The 22,734-nt window shown below is 66.8% G+C and carries 24 protein-coding genes and 2 pseudogenes; 14 read left to right on the top strand and 12 right to left on the bottom strand.

Annotated elements, in window-relative coordinates:
• The 5 genes from AB0M36_RS35125 to AB0M36_RS35105 all read left to right on the top strand — a co-directional run.
• Positions 1–378: EAL domain-containing protein (locus AB0M36_RS35125; protein ID WP_364166605.1), on the top strand; the 378-nt coding region annotated here is incomplete at its 5' end.
• A 109-nt stretch (positions 379–487) separates the two neighbouring features.
• Positions 488–709 carry a SpoIIE family protein phosphatase gene (locus AB0M36_RS35120; RefSeq protein ID WP_364166623.1) on the top strand — a complete coding sequence of 74 codons (222 nt, stop codon included), beginning with the start codon at positions 488–490 and terminating at the stop codon, positions 707–709.
• A gap of 840 nt (positions 710–1,549) precedes the next feature.
• On the top strand, positions 1,550–3,826 hold the full coding sequence (locus AB0M36_RS35115; RefSeq protein WP_364166603.1) for an EAL domain-containing protein: 2,277 nt from the start codon (positions 1,550–1,552) through the stop codon (positions 3,824–3,826).
• Between the two features lie 187 nt (positions 3,827–4,013).
• A complete protein-coding gene (locus AB0M36_RS35110) occupies positions 4,014–4,907 on the top strand; it encodes a glycine betaine ABC transporter substrate-binding protein (RefSeq protein WP_364166601.1) in 894 nt (297 codons plus the stop codon).
• A gap of 42 nt (positions 4,908–4,949) precedes the next feature.
• Positions 4,950–5,507, top strand: a complete 558-nt coding sequence (locus AB0M36_RS35105) for a transposase (protein WP_364166599.1) — start codon at positions 4,950–4,952, stop codon at positions 5,505–5,507.
• Here AB0M36_RS35105 and AB0M36_RS35100 read toward each other — a convergent pair.
• Positions 5,484–6,323, bottom strand: coding sequence for a hypothetical protein (locus tag AB0M36_RS35100; protein WP_364166597.1), 840 nt, complete (start codon positions 6,321–6,323; stop codon positions 5,484–5,486). The two genes, AB0M36_RS35105 and AB0M36_RS35100, sit on opposite strands and share 24 nt — an antisense overlap.
• Before the next feature lie 479 nt (positions 6,324–6,802).
• Positions 6,803–6,958 (bottom strand): hypothetical protein, encoded by a 156-nt coding sequence (locus tag AB0M36_RS35095; RefSeq protein WP_364166596.1) that lies wholly within the window; start codon positions 6,956–6,958, stop codon positions 6,803–6,805.
• A 285-nt stretch (positions 6,959–7,243) separates the two neighbouring features.
• On the opposite strand from AB0M36_RS35095, the gene AB0M36_RS35090 reads away from it, so the two are divergent.
• A complete protein-coding gene (locus tag AB0M36_RS35090; RefSeq protein ID WP_364166595.1) occupies positions 7,244–7,879 on the top strand; it encodes a DUF6082 family protein in 636 nt (211 codons plus the stop codon).
• A 224-nt stretch (positions 7,880–8,103) separates the two neighbouring features.
• Here AB0M36_RS35090 and AB0M36_RS35085 read toward each other — a convergent pair.
• Positions 8,104–8,187, bottom strand: a pseudogene (locus AB0M36_RS35085) (hypothetical protein); the annotation flags it as partial.
• A gap of 43 nt (positions 8,188–8,230) precedes the next feature.
• Positions 8,231–8,335: pseudogene (locus AB0M36_RS35080) on the bottom strand (IS481 family transposase); the annotation flags it as partial.
• A gap of 722 nt (positions 8,336–9,057) precedes the next feature.
• Here AB0M36_RS35080 and AB0M36_RS35075 point away from each other — a divergent pair.
• Both AB0M36_RS35075 and AB0M36_RS35070 read left to right on the top strand, forming a co-directional pair.
• Complete coding sequence (locus AB0M36_RS35075) at positions 9,058–9,465, top strand: NUDIX hydrolase (protein WP_364166593.1); 408 nt, start codon at positions 9,058–9,060, stop codon at positions 9,463–9,465.
• A gap of 923 nt (positions 9,466–10,388) precedes the next feature.
• Complete coding sequence (locus tag AB0M36_RS35070) at positions 10,389–10,589, top strand: hypothetical protein (RefSeq protein ID WP_364166591.1); 201 nt, start codon at positions 10,389–10,391, stop codon at positions 10,587–10,589.
• 605 nt (positions 10,590–11,194) lie between these two features.
• Here AB0M36_RS35070 and AB0M36_RS35065 read toward each other — a convergent pair.
• The 3 genes from AB0M36_RS35065 to AB0M36_RS35055 all read right to left on the bottom strand — a co-directional run bounded on the left by AB0M36_RS35065 (position 11,195) and on the right by AB0M36_RS35055 (position 13,379).
• Positions 11,195–11,779 (bottom strand): hypothetical protein, encoded by a 585-nt coding sequence (locus AB0M36_RS35065; protein ID WP_364166590.1) that lies wholly within the window; start codon positions 11,777–11,779, stop codon positions 11,195–11,197.
• Between the two features lie 162 nt (positions 11,780–11,941).
• Positions 11,942–12,073, bottom strand: a complete 132-nt coding sequence (locus tag AB0M36_RS35060; RefSeq protein ID WP_364166588.1) for a hypothetical protein — start codon at positions 12,071–12,073, stop codon at positions 11,942–11,944.
• 814 nt (positions 12,074–12,887) lie between these two features.
• Positions 12,888–13,379 (bottom strand): hypothetical protein, encoded by a 492-nt coding sequence (locus AB0M36_RS35055; protein WP_364166586.1) that lies wholly within the window; start codon positions 13,377–13,379, stop codon positions 12,888–12,890.
• Between the two features lie 348 nt (positions 13,380–13,727).
• Here AB0M36_RS35055 and AB0M36_RS35050 point away from each other — a divergent pair, with 348 nt between their 5' ends.
• The 3 genes from AB0M36_RS35050 to AB0M36_RS35040 all read left to right on the top strand — a co-directional run bounded on the left by AB0M36_RS35050 (position 13,728) and on the right by AB0M36_RS35040 (position 15,798).
• On the top strand, positions 13,728–14,099 hold the full coding sequence (locus AB0M36_RS35050; protein ID WP_364166584.1) for a hypothetical protein: 372 nt from the start codon (positions 13,728–13,730) through the stop codon (positions 14,097–14,099).
• A gap of 506 nt (positions 14,100–14,605) precedes the next feature.
• The gene (locus AB0M36_RS35045; protein ID WP_364166582.1) at positions 14,606–14,833 is read left to right on the top strand and encodes a hypothetical protein; all 228 of its coding nucleotides are present in this window, start codon (positions 14,606–14,608) and stop codon (positions 14,831–14,833) included.
• Between the two features lie 161 nt (positions 14,834–14,994).
• The gene (locus AB0M36_RS35040) at positions 14,995–15,798 is read left to right on the top strand and encodes an FHA domain-containing protein (protein WP_364166580.1); all 804 of its coding nucleotides are present in this window, start codon (positions 14,995–14,997) and stop codon (positions 15,796–15,798) included.
• Positions 15,799–15,828: 30 nt separating this feature from the next.
• Here the strand turns inward: AB0M36_RS35040 and AB0M36_RS35035 are convergent, their stop codons facing one another.
• The 3 genes from AB0M36_RS35035 to AB0M36_RS35025 all read right to left on the bottom strand — a co-directional run bounded on the left by AB0M36_RS35035 (position 15,829) and on the right by AB0M36_RS35025 (position 19,493).
• Positions 15,829–17,361 (bottom strand): serine/threonine-protein kinase, encoded by a 1,533-nt coding sequence (locus tag AB0M36_RS35035; protein ID WP_364166578.1) that lies wholly within the window; start codon positions 17,359–17,361, stop codon positions 15,829–15,831.
• Positions 17,362–17,793: 432 nt separating this feature from the next.
• Positions 17,794–18,351: a 2'-5' RNA ligase family protein gene (locus tag AB0M36_RS35030; RefSeq protein ID WP_364166576.1), complete on the bottom strand. Its 558-nt coding sequence runs from the start codon at positions 18,349–18,351 to the stop codon at positions 17,794–17,796.
• 209 nt (positions 18,352–18,560) lie between these two features.
• Complete coding sequence (locus AB0M36_RS35025) at positions 18,561–19,493, bottom strand: AMP-binding protein (RefSeq protein ID WP_364166622.1); 933 nt, start codon at positions 19,491–19,493, stop codon at positions 18,561–18,563.
• 81 nt (positions 19,494–19,574) lie between these two features.
• On the opposite strand from AB0M36_RS35025, the gene AB0M36_RS35020 reads away from it, so the two are divergent.
• From AB0M36_RS35020 to AB0M36_RS35010, 3 genes are all read left to right on the top strand, one after another.
• A complete protein-coding gene (locus tag AB0M36_RS35020; protein WP_364166574.1) occupies positions 19,575–19,997 on the top strand; it encodes a transposase in 423 nt (140 codons plus the stop codon).
• Entirely contained in the window at positions 19,882–20,139 is a 258-nt protein-coding gene (locus AB0M36_RS35015) for an IS3 family transposase (RefSeq protein WP_364166572.1), read from the top strand. Before AB0M36_RS35020 ends, AB0M36_RS35015 begins: the two co-directional genes overlap by 116 nt.
• A 183-nt stretch (positions 20,140–20,322) precedes the next feature.
• Complete coding sequence (locus AB0M36_RS35010) at positions 20,323–20,592, top strand: DDE-type integrase/transposase/recombinase (RefSeq protein WP_364166620.1); 270 nt, start codon at positions 20,323–20,325, stop codon at positions 20,590–20,592.
• A gap of 170 nt (positions 20,593–20,762) precedes the next feature.
• Here AB0M36_RS35010 and AB0M36_RS35005 read toward each other — a convergent pair whose 3' ends face one another.
• Complete coding sequence (locus tag AB0M36_RS35005; RefSeq protein WP_364166570.1) at positions 20,763–22,001, bottom strand: ABC transporter permease; 1,239 nt, start codon at positions 21,999–22,001, stop codon at positions 20,763–20,765.
• Positions 22,001–22,708: an ABC transporter ATP-binding protein gene (locus AB0M36_RS35000; RefSeq protein ID WP_364166568.1), complete on the bottom strand. Its 708-nt coding sequence runs from the start codon at positions 22,706–22,708 to the stop codon at positions 22,001–22,003. Before AB0M36_RS35000 ends, AB0M36_RS35005 begins: the two co-directional genes overlap by 1 nt.
• Positions 22,709–22,734: the final 26 nt, after the last annotated feature.

The following is a 22,734-nucleotide window of genomic DNA, read 5'->3' as shown; positions in this document are numbered from 1 at the left end:
CATCCCGAACAGGTCGCGACCCGCCTGGCCAACCTGCGCGAACTCGGCGCACGGGTATCGGTCGACGACTTCGGCACCGGCTACACCTCACTCGCCCTGCTGCCCGAACTACCCATCGACGAACTGAAAATCGACCGCAGCTTCGTATCCCGCATGGTCGGCTCCGCCCCACACGCCGCCATCGTGCGTACCGTCACCGACCTCGCCAAATCATTGGGCGTGACCGTCGTCGCCGAAGGCATCGAAGACGAACCCACCGCCGACGCCCTACGCGCGCTCGGCGTCGATCTGCTACAGGGCTACTACTTCGCCCGCCCGCAAAGCCCCGACCTGCTGCAATTCCACCCACCGGCAGCGGCCGCCGCGGGAACACGCTGACACCCTCGGTCGACGGCCGGAACCGGCTACCGACGGTTGATCGGGTTCATCCGTAGGCGGCTGCCGTCCACCCCCGGGTGGCCCGCTTTTGGGTGACGCGCGCAAGGGTGTGACCGCACTTCGTCGCACAAGGGCTGGCGATATCCTGTACACCAGCGACGCCGCGCTCGGCACCGCCACCGCGGTCATCATGCGCTACGACCCCACCACCCACCAGCTGACGTGGGCTCAGGCCGGCCACCCTGCCCCGCTGCACACCCGCGCGGGCCCCACGACTGAACTGTCCCGGCCTCACGGGCCGCTTCTCGGCGCACTGCGCCAGCCTGCCTAGGCCACCGCCACCCTCGGACCCGACGACGTCCTGGTTCTCTACACCCACGGGCTCATCGAACACCGCTCGCGCACATCTGCGCCGCCCGAAACCCGCAGCTCCTCGAAGATCTGCTCGCCGACCTACGCACCGCAACTCCGACGACGACACCTGCATCCTCGCGGCCCGGCGACTTGCGGCACAAGCCGGGGCCGCCGAGGGGCACGGAAACCGGCACCCATGCCTTTTGTGCCGCCACTGGCCAGCCGCGCCCAACCGCCCACGCCGGGCCATACACCCCACAGCAGCCGAGGACGGCACTGCCGACCCAGCCGAGATCTGACGCCGCCACCGACCGCGCCTGAACCGGCGCGACCGTGCTGGAGCCCCCTTCGCCACGCAAGGCAATGACCGACTATGACCGGGAGCTGCGCGATGAGCGTGGTGCCGCTGCTGACGGGAGTGAAGCTCGTGTCCGGGCCAAGCCGTTGCGAGATTGGAGCGGTCGTTGCGAGCGGGTAGCCATCCGGCGACGACGCGCCAGATCTACCTGCTCGCTGCCGCGCGATTGGCGGACTATCTGGCTGTCGAAGACCCGGACTCGCAGGGAGCACACGATCCAGCGTCGGTGACCAAACGGCAGGTGGTGAGCTTTCAGGCCGCTCTTCGCCGAAATGCCGTCCTCAGACACTCCCGGCATCGGCCGAATAGCTGGGAACGGATATCGGACCGGGAGTGGTGTTGCGCATGGGTGGCTGGCAGCGTCGACGAGGCCGGATCAAGGACAGGCTGACCGGTGTTGTCGGAATCACCGCTGTGGTGCTCCTGTTGGCCGGGCTGGGTGGGGTCACACTAATCCGGATGAGCTGGGCGAACGCCGAGGTGGTCGAGCTCGACAGCCGTAACGTGGCGCGTCTGGCCCTGCTCGGAGAGATCCGTGGCCAGCAGGCCCGGATCAACGACGGCGTGGAGACCCTGGTCGTGCCGGATGCCGACACCGCGCAGGTGGCCAGCGCAAGGTTGCGCACCGCCCGGGCACTCGAGGACATGGACCAGCTGATGCGGCAGTACCGGCAGCTGGTGGACGGCACCGACGCATCGGCCGGCTTCGACGACCTGTTCGGCAAGTGGCAGGCGTTTGACAACGGCGTCCACGTCCATCTCCTCGGCGAGCCGGCGGTGCCCGGGCTGCCGCTGGTCGCCGGTCAGGACCTGGGCACCATGACGCTCGCGATCACCTACGCGCTCGAAGCCCGGGCCGAGTCGGAGAGCGCCGCGGCGGTGGCCGCGGTCAGCACGAGACGGCAGGCCTACCAAGAGTCCCAGATGCAGCTGACCATCGGGTTGTCCACCGCGCTGCTGATCGCCGCGGGCATCGGGATCGTGGCGGCGCGCTCCCATTCCGCACGACGGCGGGCGGCCTCGCGTTTCGGGGCGCTTGTGCAGGCGTCGTCCGACGTGATCGCCGTGGTGGACGCCGACGGGCGCCACCGGTATCTGAGCCCGTCGACCGAGACAGTGATGGGCTACCGTCCCGACGACCTCGTGGACACGCACTTCGACCAGTTGCTGCACCCCGACGACGCGGCGCAGGCGTACGCGATGTACGCCGAGCTGCTCGCCGATACCGACCAGCGGGAGCACCGCTTCGAAATGCGCGTACGGCACGCCGACGGCGGCTGGCGCTGGCACGAAGTGGTCGCGCGGAGCCTGCTGAACAACCCAGCGGTCGACGGCATCGTGGTCAACCACCGCGACATCACCGAGCGCCGCCACTTCCAGGACCGACTGGCCTACGAGGCGTCCCACGACGCGCTCACCGGCCTGGCGAACCGCACCGCCTTCCTCGCCGACCTCGACCGTGCGGTCGCCAGCGACCGTGAGCACGGGGGGCAGTCAGCCGTGATGTTCATCGACCTGAACGGTTTCAAGCAGATCAACGACACCTGGGGGCACGACGCCGGCGACGCCCTGCTGGTGGGGTTCGCCGAGGCGCTGCGGGCCAACACCCTCGGCGCGGACACGGCGGCCCGGCTGGGCGGTGACGAGTTCGGCGTCGTCCTATGCAAGATCGGCAGCCCGGAGAACGCCGAGGCGGTCGCCCGACGGATCATCGCCGCGCTCGCCGAACCGATCGACGTGGGTGGCCAGCGCCTGCACGCCCGGGCCAGCATCGGCATCGCCCTGTCCGATGGGGGGTGCCCGGCCGAGGAAGTGCTGCGCCGAGCCGACCTCGCCATGTACCACGTCAAGCGACAGAAGATCAACGGCTGGCGCTGCTACGACCCAAGCGTGGAAACCGACCGCACCGTCGTGATACCCACCGCGGAGGAGCTGTGCACCGCCATCCACGACGACCAGCTACACCTGGTATACCAGCCGATCGTGGCACTGCACGACGGTGCCGTGCTCGGCGTCGAGGCCCTGGTCCGCTGGCAGCACCCGACTCTGGGGCTGCTGGGTCCGCAGGAGTTCATCCCCCTGGCCGAGGCCGGCGGACTCATCGCGCCGCTCGGCGAATGGGTGCTGCGCGGCGCCTGCGCCCAGGTCGCCGCCTGGCGGCAGCGGGGCGGACCCGCTGCGAACCTGGCGCTGAGCGTCAACCTCTCGCCGCGGCAACTCGACGAGCCAACTTTGACCGAGCGGGTCCTCGCCATCCTGGCCGACACCGGGTTCACCGCGGGCGACCTCATCCTCGAGATCACCGAGAACGCGCTCGTCAACGAGGGACTGGCCATACCCGTGCTCCGGGAGCTGCACGACCACGGCATCCGGATCGCGCTTGACGACTTCGGCACCGGGTATTCGTCGCTGCGCTACCTGACAAACCTGCCGGTCGACATCCTGAAGCTCGACAAGTGCTTCGTGGCCGAGCTCGACGGCACGCCCACCGGCTCTGCCGTCGCCGAGGCCGTGATCCGGCTCAGCCGCTCCCTCAACATCGACACGATCGCCGAGGGGGTCGAGGACGCGGCCCAGGCCAACGAACTCACCCTGCTGGGCTCCCGGCTGGCGCAGGGCTACCACTTCGCCAAACCGCTCGAACCGGCCGCCTTCACCGCCTTGCTCGACGCTACCCACACTCCACCCACACGGGAACCGGCACCGGCGACCGGGCTGTCTATGACGCCGTACTGATCGCAGCGGCGTTCCGCGGGGACGGGCTCGCACGCTGAACCCAGAGAATCCCCTCCGCGCCGCCGACGGCGAGGAGACACTCGGGGAAGTCGGGTCGGCGAAGGTCGGCGGACAAGCGCGCCGTAGCCATACGAACCTAGAGGGGAAAAGCACTATGAGCACTGGGAAGCGACGCAGGCCCCCTTCGATGTGGCTCGGTGCAGCCACGGCGGTGCTCGTCCTGACCGTGTCCGGCTGCTCGGGCAGCGGCTCCGACAGCAGTGGCTCCGGCGGCAGCAAGACCATCACGATGGGCATGATCCCGGGCTGGACCGATGGGCTGAGTACGACGTACCTGCTCGAGAACATACTGGAAAGCAAGGGCTATACGGTAAAGATCACGAAGCTCAGCGACAACGACCCGATGTACGCGGCGCTCGCGAACGGGGACATCGACATTTTCTCCTCCGCGTGGTCGGAGCGCACGCAGAAGTCGTACATGGACCAATATGGCGCGAAGATCGAGGACCTCGGCAAGTATTACGCCGACGCGGGGCTGTTCCTCGCGGCGCCCACGTACTCCGATATCAAATCCATCGCCGATCTGCCGAGCTACGCCCAGGAGCTCGACGGAAAGATCATCGGGATCGAGCCTGGCGCCGGCTTGACGAAGGCGACGAAGGACGACGTCTTCCCCGCCTACGGACTCGACCCCGACTTCGAGCTGGTGCTCTCCTCGACGAACGCGATGCTGACCGCGCTGAAGAAGGCCACGGCGGCGAAGCAGCCCATCGTGGCGACGCTGTGGAAGCCGTTCTGGGCCAACCAGGCCTTCCCCGTCCGGCCCCTCGAAGACCCGAAGGGGGCGTTCGGCCAACCGGAGAGTCTGCACAGTCTCGCTCACAGCGGATTCTCCAAGGACTTCCCTGAGATCGCAAACATGATCAAGAACTTCAAGCTGGACGACGCCCAGTACGGCAGCCTCGAGGACACCGTGGTCAACAAATTCGGCGAGGGCCAGGAGGCGGAGGCCGTCAAGGCGTGGCTCCAGCAGAACCCTGACTACGCCCCGGCCCTCGCGAAGTACCTGACGCCCAGCTGACGCGACCGCCCGGCACAGCGCTTCCGCAGCCCGTACGCGTGGTTGCCGAGCGCCGGCACTCCATCGCGACCCGCGCGGCGCTGGGCCGAGGGGGCAAATCGCGAACGCCGAACTCACCGAGCTGGTCGAGACCACCGCAGCGCCCTGCAGGACCTCACCGGTATCGGTCCGTCCGGTGCTGCTCGGCTGCTCGGCGAAATCGGTGTCATCAACCCCAGCCGCGCGCACTTCGCGTCGTGGAATGGCACCGCACCGATCGACGCGCCCTCGAGCGACCAGAACCGGCACCGGCTATCCGGGGCCGGGAACCGGCGCATCAACCGGGTTCTGCACATCGTGGCCGTGGTCCAACTCCGCCGTGACACCGAAGGCCGCCGCTACTACCGACGCAAACTCGCCGCCGGCAAGACCCCGACGGAAGCCATGCGTGCGATGAAACGACGCCTGTCCGACATCGTCTACCGGCGCATGGCCGCCGACGCCAAACCACTCGGGACGGGCCCGGGAGGACACCGGGGGGCGACTCTGCAATCCAGCGCGGCCGACCCAAACCCCAAGATCGACACTTCGGAGAAATCACTTCCCGGACTCCTTCCCTGACTTTGATCCAGTACGTTGGTCGTCGGCTGAGGCAAGACGCCTTTCCCGCATTGACTTGAGCTGATGACTGCCTGTTTCCATCAGCATGCCGGCCACCAGTGTCGTGATCGCTGCCTTAATCGTTTCCTTCAACATCGACTCGCCGACAACGGCTGCACTCAGCGGCGCCGCCCCGGTCGCCACCAGCACCGCCATCCCGACGATCACTGCCATCCCCACAAAGGATTCCGGGTCGAGCCAGCCCGGAAGTGAGGAGTCACGGTCGCATGCCGTCTGGACTTCCCTGAGCGGTTCGGCGATCTTGTCCGGGACGTGACCGTCAACCGTGGTGACGGCGCTATGCAAGACCTCGGCCGCAGCCTTAACCCGCCACCGCTGAAGGTCGGCCTTCTCCCGGCCTTCCGCTTGGCGAATGAGACCGTCATACCTACTCAGCTTTGCCATGGCCCGTTCGAGCGGCTCCGTGCGTGTCGGCGCAGACCCGGTGGTCGGGCCTTCGTCCGACTTGCTCTCCAACGCCTCGATGCGCTCCTTGAGCTGCTCGATCGACTGTCTTGTCCGCTCATCGACGGCGGGCCGCTCGCCGACGTACGGCCCGCTTGTGGCCGGTGCAAGGCTGGTGGGCTTCTTAGATGTACCAGTTGGCAGGAAGGGGCCTCGGAGAAGCGACTCCGTCCCCGCTGTCCAGGCGTCCTCGCTTGCATCGGGGCTGAACTTTTGGGCGCCCGCGTGGTCAGACTGTTGACCGAAGGCGTCTTCGCTCGACTGTGAACTGCGGTACGTACGTCGGCTTTCGGAGTTCGATCCTGGAGACATCTATTCTCCTTGCGCTTCATAAGCTGGATCAGCGGCCTAGCCATCGAGCTTTCTCACTTTACTCGTCACGATGAGTGAGGGGCGCGGCGTTGGTCGTCGATCAGACAGAGGCGTAACTGCCAAGATCGGTGCAGTGCGGCGACCGGGCATCGGCGCGAAGGAACACCGCCCCGTCAGGGCGTCGACCAGAGTCCGGCGCAGGGTTCGCGAAGGGCACCACGTGGATCGCCTTATCGGCAGTCGGCAGTCGGCAGTCGGCAGTCGGCAGTCGGCAGTCGGCAGTCGGCAGTCGGCAAAGGTTGACAGGTGTTGACAGAGATGTGGTCCCACAAACAGGGTTCGCGGTAGCCGAACACTGGCCGAAGACCTGCGGATGCTCGGCGTGAGTCGCAGCAGGGTTCGGCCTCCAGGCCGCCCCGAGGCCCGCTCAGCCAGGCCTGCGCGATCGGGAGTCGACCCCTATACCGCGGGACCCGCTCTCAGCACGGCCACGCTGCTTCGTCGTGCAGCGCCGAGTCCATCAGTTCGGCGGCCTTCCGCTCGCTCTCCGGCAGAACGTGGGTGTAGACCTCGCGGGTGGTCCGGCTGTCGGCGTGGCCGGGCCCCGTCCGGCTGGTCCAGGTGGAGCGCCCCACCGGACGAACGACCTGGACCAGCTGGACGCGGTCTGGTTGCCTCCGGTGCGCGATGGGACGCGGCAGGTGCGCGGGCATCCCAGAGCAGCCGCGGGGTTCGGGCGAGCCCCGGCCGCCGAAGGCCGCTCCGGGTTGTAGGGCCGGAGGCCCTGCCCGCCGGACGCAGGGGCTGATCGGAACAGCCACCGCTAAAGCGATGATCGGAAACGTGCCTTCGTGCGTCACCATTAATACACGGTTTCGGTCACGAGATAGCCCCTACCAAGCGACAGGCCGAGGAGTGCAGTGGAGAAGACGAAGCCCGCCTGGACCAACGCCAAGATGTACTTACTCGTCATGACATTCGTTATCGCCGTACTGCTCTCACCTCTCGCGTTCCTCGGACTAGCCCAAGTGGGCGACGCCGACCTGTCGAGGATGAGCAACATCGGCCAAGCCTACGGCTTCGCGTCAGCGTTGATCTCGGCTGCAGCGCTATTCACAGTGGCCAGAACATTCGCCACCCAGGCTAGGCAAAGCCGTGCTGCTGAGATCCAAGCGTTACGGCCCATGCAGGTGGAAATCGCTCGGCTCTCATTCGAATATCCGCACATATGCGCACCCGCATTTGGCCGCGACCCCAGCGATCATGAGTACATGCGCGACGTGTGGCGCACGCTGCAACTCCAGTACATCGTGGCTGGAGTGGAGGTCGGTGAAGTCACCGAGAGCGACGTAAGAAACGAAGCCGCCGCAGGACTCCTGGCGACGGCAGCTGGACGAGCGTGGTGGAGTCAACCACGAACCAAAGAAGGCAGGCGTCCGGCCTGGACTCTTGTATCGCGGATCTTCGATGAAGAGCTGCAACGGATCGATTCGGGTGCCGAGCAACCTGCGGCACCCGGAGTCGCAGAAGAGGGCACCGATACCGAACCTGGTTGATCGTCGGCACGTATGAAAAGGGCCCCGGATATTCGTTAGTCAATGAAGATCCGGGGCTTCGTCGTGTCCGCCGGTTGCCGCAAAACCGCTGCCGGCTCGCGCCGGGAGCGAAGCGGCAAGGCGGGACCGGCCGGCGAGGATGGTCGGGCGCGCGGCCCGGAGGGCCGTCTTGAAAGACGTATAGAAGTTCTCACCGCAGATCTTGTGCAACCGACGGTGATCGTTTATGCCTGGGTCCTGGAATTCCGCTTAAGCCGTTCGTAGGGGGTTTGGCCGCCGAGGCCGCCGTGGGGCCGATGGTAGTTGTAGTACTCCTCCCACTCGCGGAGCTTGTCGTTGAAGCACGCCGTCGAGCATCCGGTAGAACTCCTCGGCGTCGATGCGGTACGAGCGCTCGACCTTGCCGTTGGGCCGCGGGGTGCGGGGCTTGATGTACTTGTGGGCGATGCCCTTGTCCAGTACGTGCCAGGTTGATTGCGAGCTTGAAGCCGGACACGATGGTCCACACGGATCCCATGGGCAGCAGGGAACCGGAACCGATTGGGGGGTCCGCTGGTCGCTGACCGCATCGGAGATCAAGGAGATCAAAATCTGTCCGGTCGCGCTGCCGGAGCCGGATGATCGAGGCAATGAGATCGTATGCCTGTTGTTCGCGGAGCACCCTGGCCGGCATTCCTTCGAGATCGAGTCCGGGTAGTCCACGATTGCCAGGCTCCCATCCGCAGCTCGAACAAAGATCAGGGACGGCTGGGGTTCACGGTGTCCGGGTGGGAGTTGGGTCGATGCTGCTCGATCCAGGACTCAACGTCATCTCGTCGCCATACTTTTCCCTGGATCAGCTCATCGTAGGGTGCTGGCCAGTCCGGTCGCTGCGTGAGTTGGTAGACGCGCTGACGACTGATGCCTCCGAGCCTCCGGCGCACTTCGGCCGTCCCCATCAGATATCTGGGCATGTGACTACCTTACAAGCGACAACCGTGGCGAGTGTTCATCCGATAGATGGACTTCTGCATGCGGCCCGGCTCGACGCTGCTGCACAGCACCTGACGCCACCGAACGCGGCCGTAGCGGATCCACTCGCCCCGTCTGACCTGGAGCGGAACCAAGTCCGACTGGATCGCCGGGAATCCCTCGGTCGCGGGTTCGCTTCCCGCCCGCCCCACTGATAGAGAGACAGGATGAAGTCGCCTTTGGTCGACGACTGCCGGCCTGTCGCCGCGGCTGTCATCGTCGATGACGGTCGAGTCCTGTTGGTGCGGCGACGGGTGAAGGAAGGCCGGCTTTCGTGGCAGTTCCCCGCCGGAAAGGTAGAGCCCGGCGAGTCCGCTGACGGGGCGGCAGTCCGAGAGGCTTTAGAGGAGGCCGGAGTTGCCGTATGCGCGGTCCGTGGCCTGGGCCAACGAGTGCACCGCGAGAGTGGCCGAACGATGGTCTACATTGCCTCCCACTTTGTTGGAGGATCGGCGCACGCGGCGGATGGAGAAGAGATCGCCGAGGTGGCCTGGTGTGACCGTGCTGCAGTTGCCACTTACGTCCCGTACCCGCTCTATGGCCCTGTGCAGGAGTATTTGGACGACAACCTGTAGGGCGAGCCTCTGGCAAGTGGGAGGACCCACTGGGTGACAACGAGTCGTACAACCATGGACGGTCACGGACGTTGGCGGATTGCCTTGCCTGCTCAGGAGCGTTGGCAGAACTGGTGAGGCCGCCAAGATCGTTCCTTGACACGGAAGGCTCGCCTAGCGCCTCGACGACTGCGCCTGCAGCACTGGTCTTCTATGCACCAGGACGTGCAAAGGTCAACAAGGGCACGTCGTAGAGATCTGGGTTGACTGGACGGATCATAGCGAGGTGGCTGATGTAGCCAGTCGCGGAGCGGGCCTTTTCGCCAAGTGTGGTGCGGGCTGTACAAAAATCGCTCATGTAAAGCATGAGGCTTCTTTCGCCCAGGCGCTACCAGTCGTGTCGTCCACTACCGTCCTCGGGAGCCTTGGCGTAGACGCTGCTCAGGGCCTGAAGCCCCTCCAGCCGAGGGTTGAGGGTGGCCCACTTCGGGTTCGAGTCGAAATACATCAGTGCCTCAATGAGGGGCTGGCCGTCCGACTCCATGCGTTCGACCGCGCCGGACACGCCGGCGAGCCACGCGGCCTGGCTTCCGAGGGATGCGGCGGTGCCGTACTCGGCAAATGATGATTGATTTGCAGTGCTCGCCCGCAGCCGCCCACAGCGGCGGCCAGCAGCACCGCAACAACGGCGTACCCCGCACCACGCACCGCTTCTCCTCGCCGACCGTTACCAACCGCCCAGGCACGCCCACCGAAATCAGCGGCACCAGCACTCGCGATCCCCTATCACCCGGGCATCATCACGCGAGTCGGCGCCGCGCACCCGCGCCTTCGACACTTCGGGTAAGCGTGGCGCCGGGGACGGCGGTCATCCCCCCAGCGGGCCGACGGGCAGCGCCAGCTCGACGACGCGCGCGCCGCCCCATGGACTCGCTCTCATCATCATGGCCTTCGAGATCGGCAATCGCGTCCTGGCTCTGCTGGCGCTTCTCGTCGCGGGTCTCGGAGTGCGGTGCGGAATGGCGGCATTGGCGCTCGCACGCGAGGGGAAGGAAAATCTTTCCCTTTCGCTTATCGTCGCCGCATTCTTGCTAGTGATCATCGCTTTCGCGGGAGCGCTCAGCATTCCGACGCGTGGAGAATAGGTCGGCTTTGCTATTCATGCGAGGTGCCGATCTGCCGCTGAGCACGCGCGCCAGCGTCGCATCACACCGTCACGCTAGGTGTCACTGTCTGCTATCCGTGCGCGCACTCGTGCCGAGACAGTGCGTCGATACGATGCCGTGGCTAGCGTGGCCTGAGCGGGTTCTCTTCGCTTTCCACGCCTTCCAGTATGGGAAGTTCGAAGCCCTGCGACCGGCCCGCGGCTATGAGATCGAACTGCCGAACAACCGGTCCGAATGTAGAACTCGGCCGGAGACAGAGTTGATGTCGACTCGACCAAGACAGCGGAGAGGCATGCGACCTCTCCGCTGCTGAGGGTGAGGATCACCTGGTGAAGGTCCCCGTCTACCGGCATTAGCACCTCCGATGGCGTCGGACTGAACCAGCCCGTACGGATTATGACCAAGTCGGGAGTTCGACGGGCGGGATGCGCCGGATCTGCCGCCGAGCGCGCATACCAGACTTGGATGGCCGTCGCGCAGCGTCCCGCCCCGACACCGGCAGCCTGCGCCCGCTCGTGCCGAATTTAGTGCGTCAAGATGCGCCGATGCGAAAGCACCGTATGGTCGCGGCTCCTCGGCATGACTCAAGCGGAAGCGGAGGATAAGAGGAATGCTCGCCGAGTGCGCTGGAAGTACGACCAGCCAGCGACCGGGAGCGCCACCGTCCATGCCAATAAGATGGGCAGGCCGATCAGCGCTCCGGTGATAGTGAACGGATCTGCGGGGCTCGCATCGGCAATGGCCCGGGGGATCTGGACGGGAAGCGTGAGTGTATAGCCAACCATGAGAGCGGAGCCGAGCATTGTCGGTGTGAGCGGGAACCATACCGGGACCCGGCGCCCGCCCAGCAATGGTATCCAGAGTGGATAGACCAGCCCCCACGGCCTTATGAGGCCGAGCGAGAGTACTCCGCCGAGGATGGCGAGCAGCGTCAGCACCACGAGGTAGAACGCTCCTGCGGGTATACCCATGATGCCGCCCGGAAGGCTTTCCGTGCCGTTACTGCGGCCGTGGTACCACGCCTCGAAGCTCTCCGCGTGGGCGAGGAAGGGGATGCCGAAGATCCAGGGTAGATGGAGGGGCACGAAGCCGAGGATGGGCGCCATCCATCCCACCGTTCCAGCGATCCGCGCCCATCGGGGAGGCTCGGCAACTTCGATGGTATCCATGGACCGAAGTCTTCGCTTTGTCAGCTGTGAACAGCCTGAGGAATGGCGTTCGCGGAATGTGACCTGCAGCAGGCGTTATGCTGAGTGTCGCCTCAGCTGGTGCACAGACCTGTTCGGGGTGCTTTTTGGCGAGCCTTTGGTAGCCGGCGTCGACCAGAATCTTCACCTTCCGCAAGCGGATACCCCCGGGAGCGCACATCCCCGCCCGGCCAGCAACGGCCGGACCTGCCCGATCGCGCGGGTCACCGTCGAGCGGTCCACCCCGAACGCCTCCGCGAGGGCTTCGTGCGGCATCCCGAGACGCAGATGCGCCAACGTCACCACCAGCCGGTCGGTGAACCGCAACCGCGGCCGGCGCCCGCAGCCCGCCGTCGGTGAGCGCCACGACGGGCATGCAAACGGCCCTCACGAGCGGCCGACCACGCCGGGCGAAGCTCGACCACCAGCAGGTGCAGATGCCGCCGAGAGATCCCGGTGAACGCATAGTGGCTGAACACCCGAGGAGCCCCACCGCACCGACACCCACAGGTGTAGTACCAGACCCTGTTGCCACGACCCTCGGCCGCCGGATCCAGCATAGAAACCAGCTCGATCTGGTCTCCATCTCACCGACCTTCGTGGTCTAGTCGGACATCGAGACCACAGTGGCGTGCGCATCGTTCGGGCATAGGAAGTCGACGGTATAGACCCGGTCGTCGTGGAGCGGGTCGGTGTGGCGTACCCCGGACCGAGAGAGTGTCGGCAGCGGCCTTCTGCGGCGACTCGGTGACCAACTGCGGCCCGACGACTATGAAGAGCACCGCAACGGAGGCCACGACCATGCCCGCGATCAGCCACACCTGCCGGTTGCGGCCGACGTCGAGCAGGTGGCGCCGGCCGGCAGTCGGTGGGGTCGGAGCAGTACCGGTGCAGGGTTGAGCCGCTGGCGTCAGCCGCCGCCCGAGCGAGTCGTAACTGGCGCCGGAACGGCCCTTCAGCGCCTGCAGCTCATCCGCCAGCTGCCGACCGTTCGCCCCATCTCATCCACTCCCCTGTTGACCGATCTCCGGCGAGTGCAGGAGATGAGTAACGGTGCCGGCCCTGGGCGGGGCCAGCACCGGGAGGGCTGTCACCTAGGGATCGGGTCATATCCGGGGTAGGTCGCGCACGTCGGCACGCCGGGAATCGGATCCTCGTTGCCACCGTACGAGACCGCCGTGGCAGGCAGCCAGCCCCACCCGTTGGTCGGCCCGCCGTAGCTTTGGTCCGCCTGGGTGTAGAGCCACCAGTGATTCGAGTTGCCACCGTACGGGGGATTCGAGCCACCCCGCGTCTGGCAGACGACCCAGTTGTTGTTCGCGTACATCCGGCCGACCGCGCCGGCCCCCTCGCCGATCTGGTACGTGTGGTTGAGCAGATCCGCGGTGGTCCAGGTGGGGCAGACCCGGGTGTTGAACGTCCGCCCCTGGTGGTCGGTGGCCTGCGGACCGCCCCAGCAACTGCCCGAAGCCGCCTGTGCGGGCGTCGCGGTGACGCCGGCCAGCCCGAGCGGCGCCACGACCGCCGCGACGGCGGCGGCCATCCGCAGCATCGAGGCACCCTGTCGCTTCAGAGAAATCATCGGAAGTCCTTCCTGTCTCCGGCGCCGTTCCCGACCCCGGCCGGCGAGTCAGCCGGCGCCAGCGAGTCTTGGGCCGGCGCCGTGTACGGCACAACGGCTGCGACGCGGGACGGGACATCCCGGGATGGAGCGGCGTCCCATCCCATCCCGGCCGCAATTGCCTGCGAAGTGGCAACGCGGAAACCCTAACCGGTCGATCACAGGCGCACTACCTATAGGCTTCCAGGGTCGCCGAATCGCGATTCCAGAAGATACCCGACTAACATGTGTTCACCCCAGGGCAAAGAGCAATAGCAAGCGCTCAATTGTCCGTTGGCGAGGAGAACTGGAACGCGGGAAGGAAGAAACGTGCGCTTGATGAAGAACGTGACGAGCAAACTGGCGGTCGTCGGCGCTGGCGTGGCGATTGTCGTGGCCGCAGGGGGAACCCCGGCTCAAGCCGCACCAACGGCATGCCCGGTCGGGGCTGCCTGTCTCTACACCACCGCCGGCAACCCGGCAGACGGGAATGTAGGCCTGCGCACCCACGTGTGGTGGCAAGGCGTCTACAACCTCTCGGACGTCTATGGCGCCCGGCACCTCCACAACAACCAGACCGACGGATGGGTCGTGGATCTGTGCTACGGCTACAACGGCACGAACTGTGGGCCCGCCATTAACCCAGGCTGGATCCAGAACGACTTCACCCCCATCAACTCGGTTCGCCTACGCCCTGCCTGAGCACGTCCACTCTCAGCATGATGATCGATCGTTGGGTGTGGTGGGGCTGGTGATCTGACTGATGAGGAGTGGGACCGATTGGCGGTCTTGCTGCCGAGCACAGGGCAACAAGAGAATCTTCGCCGGGCGAAGAGCTGGCCCATTCGTGCGATTGCCGTGTCTTGTCTGATGATTCGGACGGTGATGCCTTGCCGTCGTGGGTCCGGGCCAGCGCATACAGCTCGTCGTTTGGACGAAGCCCGTCGGCGCACCGGACAGCCCGTACGCCCGGACCGCGAGCGCTTGGATCTGCTTTGCCCGTTCAGCCTTACACCGGGCCCGGTAGGCGCGCGCCACGCACGCCGTGAGCAGTACCTCTGCCAGGCACCGACGCCACGCGCGAGCGTGGCATGGTCGCCGCGCGGCCCCAGGCTCACGGCGACCGGGGCGACATCACGGTCCGCTGTCCGCTGCTCAACGCCGGGGCAGATCCGCGAACCTCTGCCCGGGACGAGGGGTGAGGCGTCGTGAGAACGACCGTGACCAGCACACCTAAGCGGAGGCGTCCCCTCGCCACCGGGCCTGGCTCAGCGCGCAACGCTGCCCTCGAGAAGCTGGTCAGCGGCAAGACCCGGTTCCGAGTTCCCGCTCTACCAGCGGCCCTACAGCTGGACCAGGCGGACTGGTCGCCGCTGTGGGACGCCATCCTGGAGCAGGCGGAGGCGCTGGAGGCCGGTGATGCCGATTGGTGGTGACGTCGCAGGCATCATGACGCGGTGGGCGGTGGGAGGCAAGACCGGACCGCGGACAGGTCATGTCTCGGGTCGGGGGTCACGGGGGCGCCTCGGCTCCGAGACATGCCGCCCGATGACGTTCGGATGCGGCACGCCGGACTCCGCCCTGCGACAATGGCGGGGTGACACGCGATGGAGCCGGCGAGGGTCCGTCTTTTCTGGCGGCCCCGGTCGCCGGCGACCGGGTGGACTGGCGAGGCATCGTCATCCAGGGCGGCGACGAGCCGTGCACGATCGTGAACCTCGCGCCCGGTAGCAGCGCGACGTTCGGCCGGGGCACCGTCGAGCGGCCGGTCGATCTGCCGCTGCCCGACGCTGGGGTCTCCCGCCTCGCAGGCACCATCACCGCGGTCGAGGATCACTGGCTGATCAGCAACCTCAGCCGGCACAACACTTACGTGATCAGAAACCCTGAAGGCGGTGGCGAGTTCGTGAAGCTTGCCCCGCGGCGCCTCGACATGCCGGTGCCGTTCGAATTCTCACAGGTGGTCCTACCCGGCCTCGAGGATTCATGCTCCTTCTATGTCTTCGCGTCGCAGCATCTCTACGCCGACCACCACGAGCGCCTCGACGGGACGGCGGATGCCACCCGCATGGCGTTCCCCCTCGACGAGACCGCGAAGTACTTCCTGGTGTTGGTGGCCCTCTGCGAACCGCGGTTACGCGACCCCTCGTCCCCGGTGATCCGCAGCGTCCCGGAGATCATCGACCGAATCGGAGGCGCGGCCGACCTCACCCGATCGGCGGTGAACTTCCACATCGACTACCTTGCCCGATCCAAGTTGCGGGTGAAGACGCCGAAACCCGTCTCCGGCGCAGGAGGAACGGCACCGAAGGCCGACTGGCAACGTGCGGCGTTGATCTCGCTGGCACTCCAGTTCGATTTGGTACGCGAGGAGCACCTCAGCCTCCTGCCCCGCCCCTGACGCGGACGCCTTGCCGCGCCGGTGTGCCGATCAGGATGTTGCCGTCGGACGATATGCCTCGAGGTTGGCGCGTAGCCTCGGCATGTACTCCCGCAGGGCGGGCCGGTCGGGCACCCCGTTGGCCCTGCGCACCACGTCGGCGGAGGTACGCCAGGCCGCTACCAGATTGAGCGTCGGATCGCCCGGGACGCCTTGCAGCTCAGGCGCGAACCTGCAAAGGAAATCACCCAGGGGCGGAATGGACACCTCCGGCGACATTTCCTCTGGTTTCGGCTCTCTGTTCTTCTGTTCCTCCGGCAAATAGTATTGCAGGACGCTGGGCGTCCACCGGGCGATGCCGTACTCATCCTTTTGGAAATCTCTCAAGGTGTGGTCGAAGTTGCTCTCAGTCTTGAGGACGGCCGCCACCAGATGGGGCGTCACGACGGGTTGGTTCGGGCACTTCGTTCCCGCCTTGACAATGAGATCGTAATAGCGGGGCGGGATATCGGAGTCGGTGCGGAAGTACCGCTGATAACCCTCTTGCTTGCCCGCGTCGGCGCTTCCTCCCCAGGGTGCCCATAACGCCAGTGCGGCGACGCAGGAGGCCATCGCGATGGACCCCGCGGTGGCGACCGCTCGCCGGCTGGCGAAGAAACCTCCTCGGGCATCCGCCGCAGCGCCCGTCCCTGCCGCGGCAGCGGCCCTCGACCGCAATTCCGCGGCGGTGTGCGACGCACGACCGGCATGGTCGGGAGCCAGACAGTCGGCGATGAAGCGCCTCCACTGCGGAGAAAGCGCTTCCGGCAACGTGAGCTCGACACGACCCTCTGCGTATGCCGAAGCCGCCGCCATGCGCGCGCGAGACGTCACGCCGGGAAACGGCAGGCGGCCGGTGAGGAGCTGACACGCGGTGACGCCGAGCGCCCAGATGTCCGCCGATTGGCGGACGACGGTGCCGTCTGCGGTGATGCCCTCCCCCCATCGTTCCGGCGGCATGTGATCGGCGGACCCGCCCGGCGGCAGATAGGCGTGGGTGCCGTCCAACTCGGCGGAGAGCCCGAAATCGGCCAACCGGACCGAACCATCGGCCATCAACAAGATATTGCTCGGCTTCAGGTCGCCATGCACCCACCCGGACTCATGCAGGCCGGCGAGGCCGGCGCAGATCTCCTCGATGAGCCGCGGCGCCTCCGGCAATCCGCCCCCGCCGGCGTCGCGCAGAGCTGCAGCCGCCGAGCGTTCGGCCAACTCCATGGCGATAACGGTGGCGCCGTCGAGATCGGGGTGTCCCCGGTCGTCGACGACATAGGTGCCGAGCACCGCGATCACGTGAGGATGGCGGAGCTGCCGGTGCACGGCGAGCTCGCGGTCCGTCATGGCGGCCAGATGGGAGAGCTGGCGTGGCGTCAGTGTGCCGGTCGGCAGGAACTTCAGCGCCGCACGCGTCGACTCCCCCGTCGTCCCCTCGTGCACCGCCGCATAGACGCTGCTCCAACTGCCGCTGGCCAGGCCCTGTGTGACCTGCCAGGGACCGACGCGGTAGCCCTCATCGACGCGTACGGTCCAGTGCTTCTCGTTCATGGCCCCCTCCACGGCTGGAGAGCATGGCAGTCAAGCTCGACAATGTCCAAAAGCGTGGTCCGATCGGAGCCTTATGCGCTTGATACGGCGGTGATGCCCGTTCCGCGCATCCCCGGCTCGACCGTCCCTCCCGATGCCCGCCCTGGCTCCGACTGCGGTCGATGGGCAAACGTACGGATCGGCGAGGTCCTCGCGGTAACGAGGCGTTGCCCTTGATGCTGGTACCCGACAGAGCGACGGCAGCGGCGTTCTTTCTCCCAGAGGCAGCGGTTTGCGCCGAGAGCGTCCCGTACGCCAGCAGCCCCACCCCCCGGGACGCGCCTCGGGTCTTGTGGGCACACTCGGGGTGCCACCGCGGATGTCGTCCTCAGCGAACGCCCCGCCGATGCCGCGGACCGCGCGGTCCCGGGGCACTTTTGCTGTAGCCTGCGCTCAGGCCGGGGTCCGGCAATCGAGCATCGGGAACTCCAGGTGGTGTCGCCAGCGGTGGCCGTCGCTGACGAACAGACTGACGGACGAGATCGTTGCTGTGACGGGTAGCTGGTCGGCCAGTTCTGCCTCCAGCTCATCGAAAATTCGAGGCTGCTGGCCATGGGCGACGGTCAGATGCGGGATGACTTCGGTGAACTGCCCTTCGTAGGGCGGCGCCTCCGGCCATCGCTTCGCTATCTCTTCGGTAAGAGCGCGGAACGGCTGGTCCGGCGTGGGGGCGAGGTAGAGCACGTCTGGGAAGCGGCGACATTCCTCGAATCGGACCGTGAAGGGTGCGCGTGCGCCGATCAGGGTCCGGAGGTCACCCACGACCGTGCTGGTGATGCGGTCGATGTCGAGGAACGGGAAGAGCACCGTGACGTGGGCGGGAACCCCGGCCGATGCAGACGGATCGAAGCGGCGACGCCACTGCCCGACCAGCGGCTCGGCCGCTGGCGCGGTTGCCAGCAAGGCGGTCTGGGCTACTCGGTAGCGTTCTGATTCGTCGTCATGGGACACCGCTGGATGATCTCCGACAAGTCGTCGCTACGCCATGGGTCGAAATCGCCCCGCGACCAAACTATTGTGGATCTATTCCGTCGCGGCTTCGCCGCGTAGTCCGGTAGGGGTTGGAGCGTAGCATCCCGCTCCGGTGACTCCGCACCGTGCCGCCAGGTTTCGGCGGGCGCCGCCGGCTCGCCAGCATCACCCGCCGAAACCGGCAAGGACTACCTCGCCCCGTCCAGCGCGCGCACACTTCGGGGCCGCAGATCCGTCCAGGCCTTGTCGATGTACTCAAGACACGCTGCCCGATCCGCAGGTTCGCCGACGGCGGTCCAGCCAGCGGGTAGGGGACGGTCGGCTGCCCAAATGGAGTACTGGTCCTCGTCGTTGCGGACGACGACGAACTCGGGGTCGTTGACGGGGTGGGTGCCATCGGCCATGTCGAACTCCTCTTCTGAACCAAGCGAGACGCGCAATGCGCATCGGTCCACCTTGCCCGCTGCGGTCATCGGCAGGCCAGGCAACCGGTTGAGTTTGCCAGGGATCATGTAGGGCGGCAGCCGCAGCGACAGAAACTCTCGCAGCTCCGCATCGTCGGATTCGCCTCCGACAACCCATCCGACCAGCTGGCCTTGGTGGGCGAGGTACTCGACCGCTGCTTGCCGGACGCCCGGCGCCTCGAGCAGTGCGGATTCGATCTCCGCGGGCTCCACGCGGTTCCCCCGGATCTTCAGCTGCCTGTCCAACCGGCCAAGAAATTCCAACTGGCCGTCGTGTCGCCAGCGGACGAGGTCACCGGTGCGATACATCCGCTCACCGACGCGGCCAGCGAACGGGTCGGGCTGGAAGCGTTCCGCCGTCGCTGCCGGCCGGTGGAGGTACCCGCGCGCCAGCCCCGGCCCGCTCACCGCCAGTTCGCCGGGAACTCCGTCCGGCAAGAGGTCACCAGCCGAGTCGATGATGTATGCCCGGTGGTTCGCGATGGGCAGCCCGATCGGCAAGCGGCTGCCCAGTTCCTCCCGGCACTCCGCCACGACCACGGCGACAGTCGTCTCGGTGGGACCGTATCCGTTGATGAACCTCCGTCCGCCGGCCGCCCACGGTCCGACCAACGCAGCGGGAGGCGCGTCGCCGCCGGTCGACACCAGTCGCAGCATGGGCAGGGGCAGCCGGGTGAGGTCCCCTCGCTTCACCGGAGTCTTCTGATCATGGTCTGATGGCCATGGGGAGGACGTTCTGTGGCAGCACCGAAGAAGTACCCCGATGAGCTGCGCGCCCGTGCGGTGCGGCTGTATCGCGAGTCGGAGCCCAGGCCGGTGATCCGCAAGCTGGCCGAGCAGTTGGGCGTGCATCACGAGGCGTTGCAGAACTGGATCCGGCAGGACAAGGCCGACCGCGGGCAGCGCGATGACCGACCGACGACGGAGATGAACGAGGAGAACCGCCGGCTGCGGCGGGAGAACGCGGAGCTGCGCCGGATCAACGAGGTCCTCAAGGCCGCGTCGGCGTTTTCGCCGCGGAGCGCGACCCGACCCGGCGTCGGTCGTGAGGTTCGTCGACGAACCTCATGGCCGCTACGCGGTCGCACTCCTGCTACGGGTCCTGGGCATCAGCGAGTCGACCTACTACGACTGGGTCCGCCAGGCCGAGCAGCCGTGTGACCGCGACGAGGTCGACCGCGGCCTGCTGAGCAACATCCGCGACATCTGGACCGCCTCGGGCGGCACCTACGGCGCCGACCGGGTGCACCAGCAGCTACGCCGCGACGGCATCGGTGTCGGACGCAACGCGTCGAGCGGCTGATGGCCGGCCAGGGCTGGCAGGGCGCCTTCCTGCGCCGCGGATGGGCGCGGCGGGTCCACCCGCCGCGATCCCCACGCGGCGCTCGCGCCGGACCTTGTCAACCGGCAGTTCGCCGCGGCCGCGCCGAACCGGTTGTGGGGTCGCTGACGCTACCCGCATCCCCTGCGGCGAGGGGTGTCCTGACTGGCCGCCGTCCGCGACGTGTTCTGCCGACGCATCGTCGGCTGGAAGACCTCCGACCGCTGCGACACCGACCTCGTGTTGGGTGCCCTGGAGTACGGCATCTTCTCCCGCGACGTGCGCGCCGGCGAGTTGATCCATCACAGCGACCAGGGATCGACCTATACCGCGTTCCGCTTCACCACCCGGCTGGCCGACCACGGCATCGCCGCCTCGATGGGCTCGGTCGGCGACAGCTACGCCTGCTCGGTGAGCGGACATCAGGGTTCCTGATTCTCGTAGTAAGTCACGCCGTCCTGCCGGCAGATGTCCGGCGCGGCTGGTCCGAGATTGAATTCAAGCGGCCAGACATCTCAGAATGCTCCGATGGGTCGTCGTTCCACTGATGGGCGGCCTCCGTCAGCTCCTCGCGGTATCGCGATGTCTGCCGGGGGGGGCTACCGCTACCGTCGCAGGGCCTCGACCGGTTGTATTCGGGCAGCTCTGATGGCCGGGTAGGCTCCCGCGAGGACTCCGACGATGCCTCCGAGTATGGGGGCCGCAGCGGCGGTCCAGATGGGCATGACGGGGGTCCAGTTCTTCGCCACGGCGACGAGGACCACGGTGAGGACGCCGAGGCTGGTACCGACGAGGCCCCCGAGCAGTCCGACCACGCCGCTTTCGCTGAGGAACTGTGCGGCGATGTGGCGGCGTCGCGCGCCGAGGGCGCGGCGGATGCCGATCTCGGAGGTTCGCTCCAGGACCGCCACCATAGTGGTGTTGGCGATGCCGACGGCTCCCACGATCAGGCAGAGGCCGGCGAGGATCAGGAACAGGGTGTTCAGGTCGGAGTCGACCTGATCGCGTAGCTGGCGGGGGTCGGGCGGGGGGATGACCTTGAAACGGTCGGCCGCTTCGGGGCGTAGCGCGATTGCGACCTGTCGTGCTACGACCTGGGCGGCTCCGGCCCGCGTCTCGACCAGCATCTTGGCTTGGCCGGCTTTCGCGGGTTCGCCCCAGAACTCCTCCACGGTGCGGCGCGGCACCATGACGGAGCTCAGCAGTTCCGGCTGGCGTGCTACGTCCTCGATGACTCCGATCACGGTGAAGGGGATGTCGTCGATGAACACCGCCGGTCTCATCTGCAGATCGCGGACGCCGAGTTGCCGCGCGGCTCCGGCACCGAGAACCACGACGCGGGCGCCAGTCGAGTCGTGGCCCTCGTCGTAGAGACGACCGCTGAGCATCCTCGGCCGAACTGCTTCGAGGAATCCGGCTGTCGTGGCATAGACGGACAGGCCCTTTGGGCTGCTCACACCGGGAAGGGATACGCCGGTCACCGGTAAGGGGGGCGTGTGCTCGACCTGCCACCATACGCCGGCGTGGCTCACGCCGTTGATCCGGCGCACGCGGCGGTCGGCGTCCGGTGGAAAGGCCGGTTCGGTGAATGCGTCCGCGGTTCCGGTGTCCTCGATCATGACTTCGGTGGCGACCTGCGCGGTGAAGCGGTCGCTGATTTGGCCTTGGGCGCTGGCGGTGAGGCCGAGGACGGCCACGAATGCGCCGATGCCCAGGACGGTGCCCAGGGCGGTCAAGACGGCACGTCCGGGTCGTTGCAGAATGCCGGCCGTGACTTCGGTGGACAGGTCCACCAGGCGTATCCGTGAGCGGCGGATCACCATTGCCTGATCATCGTGGGCCATCAGATCACCGCGGCGGGGCGGTCGACGACTCGTGGGTCGATCAGTCGCCCGTCCACGATCCGCACGGTGTGGTCACCACGGCTTGCCACGCTCTCGTCGTGGGTGATCATGAGGACTGTGAGGCCGTCCTTGCGGAGCTCGTCGATGAGATGCAGCACCAGGTCGGCGGACTCGGTGTCCAGGTTGCCGGTGGGTTCGTCGCACAGCAGCAGGGATGGTTGAGCCGCCAATGCCCGTGCGATCGCGACCCGCTGGCGTTCGCCGCCTGACATCTGCGTCGGCAGGGCGTCACGGCGATGCCCGAGTCCTACCTTTTCCAGGGCGTCGTGGGCGGCGCGCAACCGGGCGGCGCCTCTCGCGCCGGTGTAGAGCATCGCCAGGCTGACGTTCTCCACGGCCGTGCGGTGCGGCATCAGGTGGAATGCTTGGAAGACGAAGCCGATTCGGCGCGCGCGCAGGGCCGCCATCTGCCAGTCTCCGAGCAGGCCGGTGTCGATGCCGTCGAGTCGGTATGTGCCCGTCGTCGGTCGGTCGAGCAGTCCGATGATGTTCAACAGGGTCGACTTGCCTGATCCGGATCGGCCCACGATCGTCACGTACTCGCCTCGGTGGACCGAGAACGTCGCCGACCGTAGCGCGGCGACAGGCAGTGGACCGGGATAGGTCAGGGACACCTCGGTGAACTCGAGAACCGGACCATCGGTCACCCTGGTAGAGGCAGGCGGCTCGGGCG

The organism is Actinoplanes sp. NPDC051346 (assembly GCF_040682215.1).
Classification (GTDB): Bacteria; Actinomycetota; Actinomycetes; order Mycobacteriales; family Micromonosporaceae; genus Actinoplanes.
Note: the sequence above shows the minus strand (reverse complement) of the source record. Positions and strands in the feature narration are given on the sequence as shown.